Source organism: Methanocrinis sp., assembly GCF_049974945.1.
Classification (GTDB): domain Archaea; phylum Halobacteriota; class Methanosarcinia; order Methanotrichales; family Methanotrichaceae; genus Methanocrinis.
The window spans coordinates 46,925-52,838 of sequence record NZ_JBNGCU010000003.1 but is presented as its reverse complement, the minus strand read 5'-3'; the positions used below and the strand labels follow the sequence as shown (position 1 = coordinate 52,838).

General features: G+C 58.8%; 6 protein-coding genes. All 6 read left to right on the top strand.

What is annotated here, in order from left to right; genetic code table 11:
• A partial coding sequence (locus ACP5EL_RS00860; protein WP_428400536.1) for a sodium:calcium antiporter occupies window positions 1-398 on the top strand: 398 nt, incomplete at its 5' end.
• Window positions 399-455: 57 nt separating this feature from the next.
• The gene (locus tag ACP5EL_RS00855; protein WP_428400535.1) at window positions 456-1,436 is read left to right on the top strand and encodes a mechanosensitive ion channel family protein; all 981 of its coding nucleotides are present in this window, start codon (window positions 456-458) and stop codon (window positions 1,434-1,436) included.
• 91 nt (window positions 1,437-1,527) lie between these two features.
• Window positions 1,528-2,601 carry a magnesium/cobalt transporter CorA gene (corA, locus tag ACP5EL_RS00850; protein WP_428400541.1) on the top strand — a complete coding sequence of 358 codons (1,074 nt, stop codon included), beginning with the start codon at window positions 1,528-1,530 and terminating at the stop codon, window positions 2,599-2,601.
• 67 nt (window positions 2,602-2,668) lie between these two features.
• A complete protein-coding gene (locus ACP5EL_RS00845; protein ID WP_428400534.1) occupies window positions 2,669-3,742 on the top strand; it encodes a TIGR00341 family protein in 1,074 nt (357 codons plus the stop codon).
• A gap of 97 nt (window positions 3,743-3,839) precedes the next feature.
• Window positions 3,840-4,763 (top strand): cation diffusion facilitator family transporter, encoded by a 924-nt coding sequence (locus tag ACP5EL_RS00840; RefSeq protein WP_428400533.1) that lies wholly within the window; start codon window positions 3,840-3,842, stop codon window positions 4,761-4,763.
• A gap of 393 nt (window positions 4,764-5,156) precedes the next feature.
• Window positions 5,157-5,914: hypothetical protein (locus ACP5EL_RS00835; protein WP_428400532.1), on the top strand; the 758-nt coding region annotated here is incomplete at its 3' end.

Here is a 5,914-nt window from a genome sequence, read left to right as displayed (position 1 = left end):
ACCTGGGGGCCAACTACACCGTCGTCTCGGTGGTGAAGCTCTCGGGGATGGTGGGGATCGGGACCGAGATCATCGCCGCCAGCGCCGTCTCCCTGGGGACCTCCCTCCCCGAGCTGGTGGTCAGCGTCAGGGCCGCGGCCATGAACAAGCCGGAGCTGGCCATCGGAAACATCCTGGGCTCGAACATCTTCAACGCCCTGGGTATCATGGGCACGTCCGCCCTCTTCGGGACCCTGGTGATCTCCGAGACGATAACGGGCTTCGTCATGCCCATGATGATCGTCGCCACCTCCCTATACTTCGTCATAATATGGGAGAAGGAGATCACCCTCTGGGAGGGGTGGATGCTGGTGATATTCTACATCTTCTTCCTGGGAAAGCTCTTCGGCCTATTCTGAGGCGGCGAAGCGATAGAGCGGATAAAATATTTAATGCTTAGAAGAAGTTAATTTGGTATGCTCAAGCGGTTTCTGACACTCTTCACCCTCATCGCTTTGGCGGCTGCTCTCTGGATCGTTAACTACGCCTACCCTAACATAGATCTCCAGAAGGCCTTTTACACCGTCGCGGCGATAGCCATCATCCATCTCCTCTTCAAGCACCTCTTCGAGGACGTCCTCATCAAGAGGATAAAGGCCTCCAAGACCAGATACTCCTTCAAAAAGACGGTCTCGATAGTTTACCTTGTGGTCCTGGTAGCAGTCGTGATCAACATCTGGGTGGAGAGCACTCAGAACCTCCTCGTCTCCTACGGCATCATCGCCGCGGGCCTCGCCGTCGCCCTCCAGGACCTCTTCAAGAACTTTGTCGGTGGGATCATCATCTTCGTCACCGGGATATACAAGGTAGGAGATAGAGTCGAGATCAACTCGAGGAAGGGAGACGTCATCGACATCGACATCCTCTACACCACCCTCATGGAGATGGGAGAGTGGATGTCGGGAGATCAGGCCACAGGCCGGCTGACGATAATCCCGAACGGCTACATCCTCGCGGGCAGCGTCAACAACTACACCAAGGATCATTCCTTCCTCTGGGACGAGATCGGCGTCCCCATAACCTACGACAGCGACTGGAGGGAGGCCGTCACCAAAATTCTCTCCGTCGTTCGGAGGGAGACGGGCGCCGTCGCCTACGATGCGGAGAAGAGCCTCTCCGGCCTGGAAGAGAAATATTACCTCCCCCGGAAGGTGGTGGAGCCTGCCGTATTCATAGCCCTAACGGACAACTGGATAAACTTCAACATAAGATACATGACGGCGGTGAGGGACCGGAGGATGACGAAGAATAAGCTGAGCCGACTGATCCTGGACGAGATCGAGAAGGCCGACAATATCAAGCTCGCCTCCACCACCATCGACATCATAGGATTTCCCGAAGTTCGGCTCGGAGGACACGAGATGGGCGAAGGGAATACGATACCAGAAAAGAGCTGAGGCAGGACGCGGATGAGCCGATCGACCGAGGCGGATTGATGGCGAAAATTCTGAGACGACTTCAAGTAAAGCCAAAAAGGTGAAAGACGCAGTGGCACGAGTCTTCAAGATCAGGACGAAGAAGGTGGGCCTCCCTCCAGGAACCCTCGTCCACGTCGGAGAGGAGAGGACCGAGCCCGTGCGGATCACCATCCTGGACTACGACCAAGACCAGCTCCAGGAGTTCTGCGTCACCTCCATCGATCAGTGTCTCGACTTCAAGGCCAAACCGTCCACAACCTGGATGGACGTGGTGGGGGTCCACCGGCCCGAGGTGATAGAGAAGATCGGTGATTGCTTCAACATCCACCCCCTGGTCCTCGAGGACATCCTCAACACCGAGCAGCGACCCAAGATGGAGGACTATGACGATTACGTCTTCATCGTCCTGAGGATGCTCGCGAGCGTCGAGACCGCAGGAGACGATGAGGAGATCAGGTCGGAACAGGTGAGCCTGATCGTAGGCCGCAGCTTCGTCGTATCGTTCCAGGAGACGGAGGGCGACGTCTTCGATTCGGTCAGGGATCGGATCAGAAAGTCCAAGGGTAAGATCAGGCGCAAGGGGGCGGACTACCTCGCCTACGCCCTGATAGACGCGATCGTCGACAACTACTTTTTGATCCTGGAGGGCGTGGGCGAGGACCTGGAGGCGTTGGAGGACGAGCTGGTGACAAAACCCACCTCCGATACATCGCAGCAGATCCACGATATGAAAAGGGACATGATCTTCCTCCGAAAGTCGGTATGGCCCCTCCGGGAAGTGATAAGTCGCCTCTCCCGGGGCGAGTCGGAGATCTTCGAGGAGTCTACGGCCATATACCTCCGGGACGTCTACGACCACACCGTCCAGGTGATCGAGGCGATCGAGACCTTCAGAGACATCCTCTCAGGGATGCTGGAGATCTACCTCTCCTCCATCAGCAACAGGATGAACGAGGTGATGAAGGTCCTGACCATCATCGCCACCATCTTCATACCCCTCACCCTCGTCGCCGGGATCTACGGGATGAACTTCGAGTACATGCCCGAACTTCGATGGCGATGGGGCTATCCCGCTGTCCTCCTCTTCATGCTCGTCGCAGGGCTGGTCATGCTCCTCTACTTCAGGAGGAAGGGGTGGCTGTGAAGCCTTCAGATGAGGTCCAGATGATGGAAAAGATCTGGACGACGGAAGATTCCAGGATGGTGTTGACATGGTCCTCCGCCTGATCGAGATGGTCCTCCCCGAGGAGGAGAAAGAGGGTCTGGAGAGGCTTTTGACTTTAAACAAACTCTCCGTTCTCGGAGTCTGGGCGTCGCCTTTGGAGGGTATCTGGGAGCGGCCTGTGGAAGGGGTATTGAAGAAGACCTTCATCGAGCGCCAGATCCTGGTGAAGATCCTCGTTTCCACGGCGGATTCGGAAGCGGTAATCGACCTTCTTGAAAAGAGGTTTCGAAGGGCAGAAGGGTGCAGGCTCGTCGTCCTCCCGGTGGCGGCATCTCTTCCTCGGCCCGATCTGGCCGAGGAGGAGGCAGAGGCCAAAGCCTCACCCGAAGAGAAGCCTAAGAAGAAGAGCAGGCGGATCGGGAGAGAGGAGCTCTACGCCGACCTCGCCTATACCACGGGCCTCTCTCGGATCTACGTATTCATGGTGATCCTCTCCTCCATCGTGGCCGCGATCGGAGTTTTGCGGGGCAACGTCGCCGTCATCATCGGGGCGATGGTGATCGCGCCCCTCCTGGGGCCGAACGTCTCCTTCTCCCTCGCCACCATCCTCGGGGATGGGTCCCTCGCCCGGAGGGCTTTAGAGGCAAACCTGGTGGGGGTCGGAACGGCCATCGTCATCTCCTACCTCTTGGGGTCGGTCCTCTCGGTGGACCCCGCCACCCCCGAGATCGCCACCCGGACCGGGGTAGGGCTGGGCGAGGTCGCCCTCGCCCTCGCCTCGGGGAGCGCGGGTGCCCTCGCCTTCACCACGGGGGTATCGGCGACCCTGATCGGGGTGATGGTGGCCGTCGCCCTCCTCCCGCCCCTGGTCACCTTCGGCCTTCTGATGGGCTCGGGCCACCAGAGCCTCGCCTGGGGCGCGATGCTCCTCTTCATCGCGAACTTCATCTCCGTCAACCTCTCGGGCGTTGCAACCTTCCTCGCCCAGGGGATCAGGCCCCTAGGCTGGCGAGAGGCGAAGAGGGCGAAGAGGGCCTCTTTGACGGCGATGGCCCTCTGGCTCCTGATGCTGGCAGTCCTGGTGGCCATAATCCTCAGGTCCCAGCCGATCTCCATTTGAAGAGATCGATATTTGAAGAAGGACCGGAAGGACCGGAAGGGCCGCAACTATAATGCGAAAGGCGCGCCTTGAAGAATATCCCGAGGAGGAGATCCCGATGGCTGAGACGAAGAGTTGTGCTTCCTCTGTCCAAGATTTCGATAACAAGCGCCAGGTATCGGAGGTGAAGCGAGTGACTCTGACGGGCCTGGTCATAAACCTCGCCCTCTCCGCTCTGAAGTTCGCGGCGGGAATTCTGGGAAACAGCCAGGCGGTGCTGGCGGACGCCGTCCACAGCCTCTCGGACACCGCGACCGACATCGCGGTCCTGGTGGGGGTCAGGCTCTGGTCGAAGCCCCCGGACGAGTGTCATCCCTATGGCCACCGGAGGATCGAGTTTTTGGTGACGATCTTCATCGGTCTCCTCCTGGCCGCCGTCGCCCTGGGGCTCAGCTACAACGCCCTTGCAACCCTCCACGAGGTCCAAACAAAGCCCCCTGGAGCCATCGCCTTCTTTGCCGCGATCTTGTCCATCTTCACCAAGGAACTCCTCTACCGCTGGACCATCACCAAGGGAAGAGAGATCAAGTCAACCGCCCTCATCGCCAACGCCTGGCACCACCGATCCGATGGCCTGAGCTCCGTTCCGGTGGCGGCGGCCGTTGCCGGGGCTGCCCTGGTTCCGGGCCTCGCCTTCCTCGACCGCCTGGGGGCGATCGTCGTCTCCATCTTCATCCTCCAGGCGGCGGTGAAGATAGTCCGGCCCTCGGTGGAGCAGCTCGTCGACCGGGGCGCTCCCGAGGAGATCTGTCTTGGGATCGAGCAGCTGGCCTTCGCCACCCCCGGAGTCCGGGATGTCCATGCCATAAGGACCCGCCACATCGGCTCCGGCATTGAGGTGGACCTTCACGTCCTCGTCGATCCCGGTCTCTCCGTGGAGAAGGGGCACGAGATCTCCGAGGAGGTGAAGCGCAGGCTGATCGAGTACGTCTCGGACGTGGTGGACGTGGTGGTCCACCTGGAGCCTTACGAAGAGGGATAAAAATAGGTCGAGGCTGACTATTTGATCTCCCTTCACCAAGTCACCAAAGCCTCGCCAGATCCTGCGCCGAAGGGACTTCGACTTTTCGCGACCCCCGTCTGAAAAGGGCGAGGGAGCCACCGGGATCGTCGCCGCCTGTCAGGGCAAAAAGGACAAATAACGGTCTGAACACAAAACTAACCCCAAAACTATCCTTTCAGGTTGGATAAAACCATTAAATTTCATTTTGATAAAAACTGAACGGTTTTATCAGGTCTGAGCGAGTTCTGAACGGTTTTCGTTCGGGGCCGTTCGGCTCTAATTTTAACTATCGTTCAAGCCCAGGGAGGGTTTGGTGAGGACGGCGCTGCCGAAGCTATCAGCAAGGCCGTCCTCGATAGTGAGGTATAGAAGATGAGATTCGCAAAATCGTTGATAACCTTAGCGGTGGTCTGCCTTCTGGCAGTGCCAGCCCTCTCGATGCCGTCCTCAGGTGGGAAGGCTGACAGAACCGGATGCATGAACGATCGTCAGATGGACCCGCCCCAGATGGGCAGAGGCTGCGGCGGAGCGTTCCTCCTCCTGGATGACCTGACCGAGGAGGAGCTGGAGGAGATGACCCTCGCCGAGCTTAAGGAGCTTCGAGAGGAGAAGAGGGCCGAGCTGGCCAACATGACCGCAGAGGAGGTCGAGGCCCTGAGAGAGGAGAGAAGGGCCGAGATGGAGAATATGACCTTCGCCGAGCTGAGGGATCAGAGGCGGGATAGGTTTGACCGCCCCTTCATCGGCGGCGGAGCATGCCTTCTCGCGGCCGACCTGACCTCTGAAGAGCTGCAGGATATGACCCTGGCGGAGATCGAAGCCCTGAGAGAGGAGAAGATGGCCGAGCTGGAGAACATGACCATCGCCGAGATCGAGGCTCTTAAAGAAGAGAAGATGGCTGAGATGGAGGAGATGACCATCGCCGAGCTGAAAGAGCGGATGGAGGTCTGCAGAACACTCGGTATTGTAGGTCTCTGCAAAGACCACCGGATGGGCCCCCAGGGCGGCCAGTTCGGAATGGCCGGGCACTCCGGCTTCAACTCGAAGAATCTGCAGGGATGCCAGCAGAACCAGTTCGGAGTGGACGGTGCCGGAATGCAGCAGGGTAGGGGAGGATTTGACGATCAGAT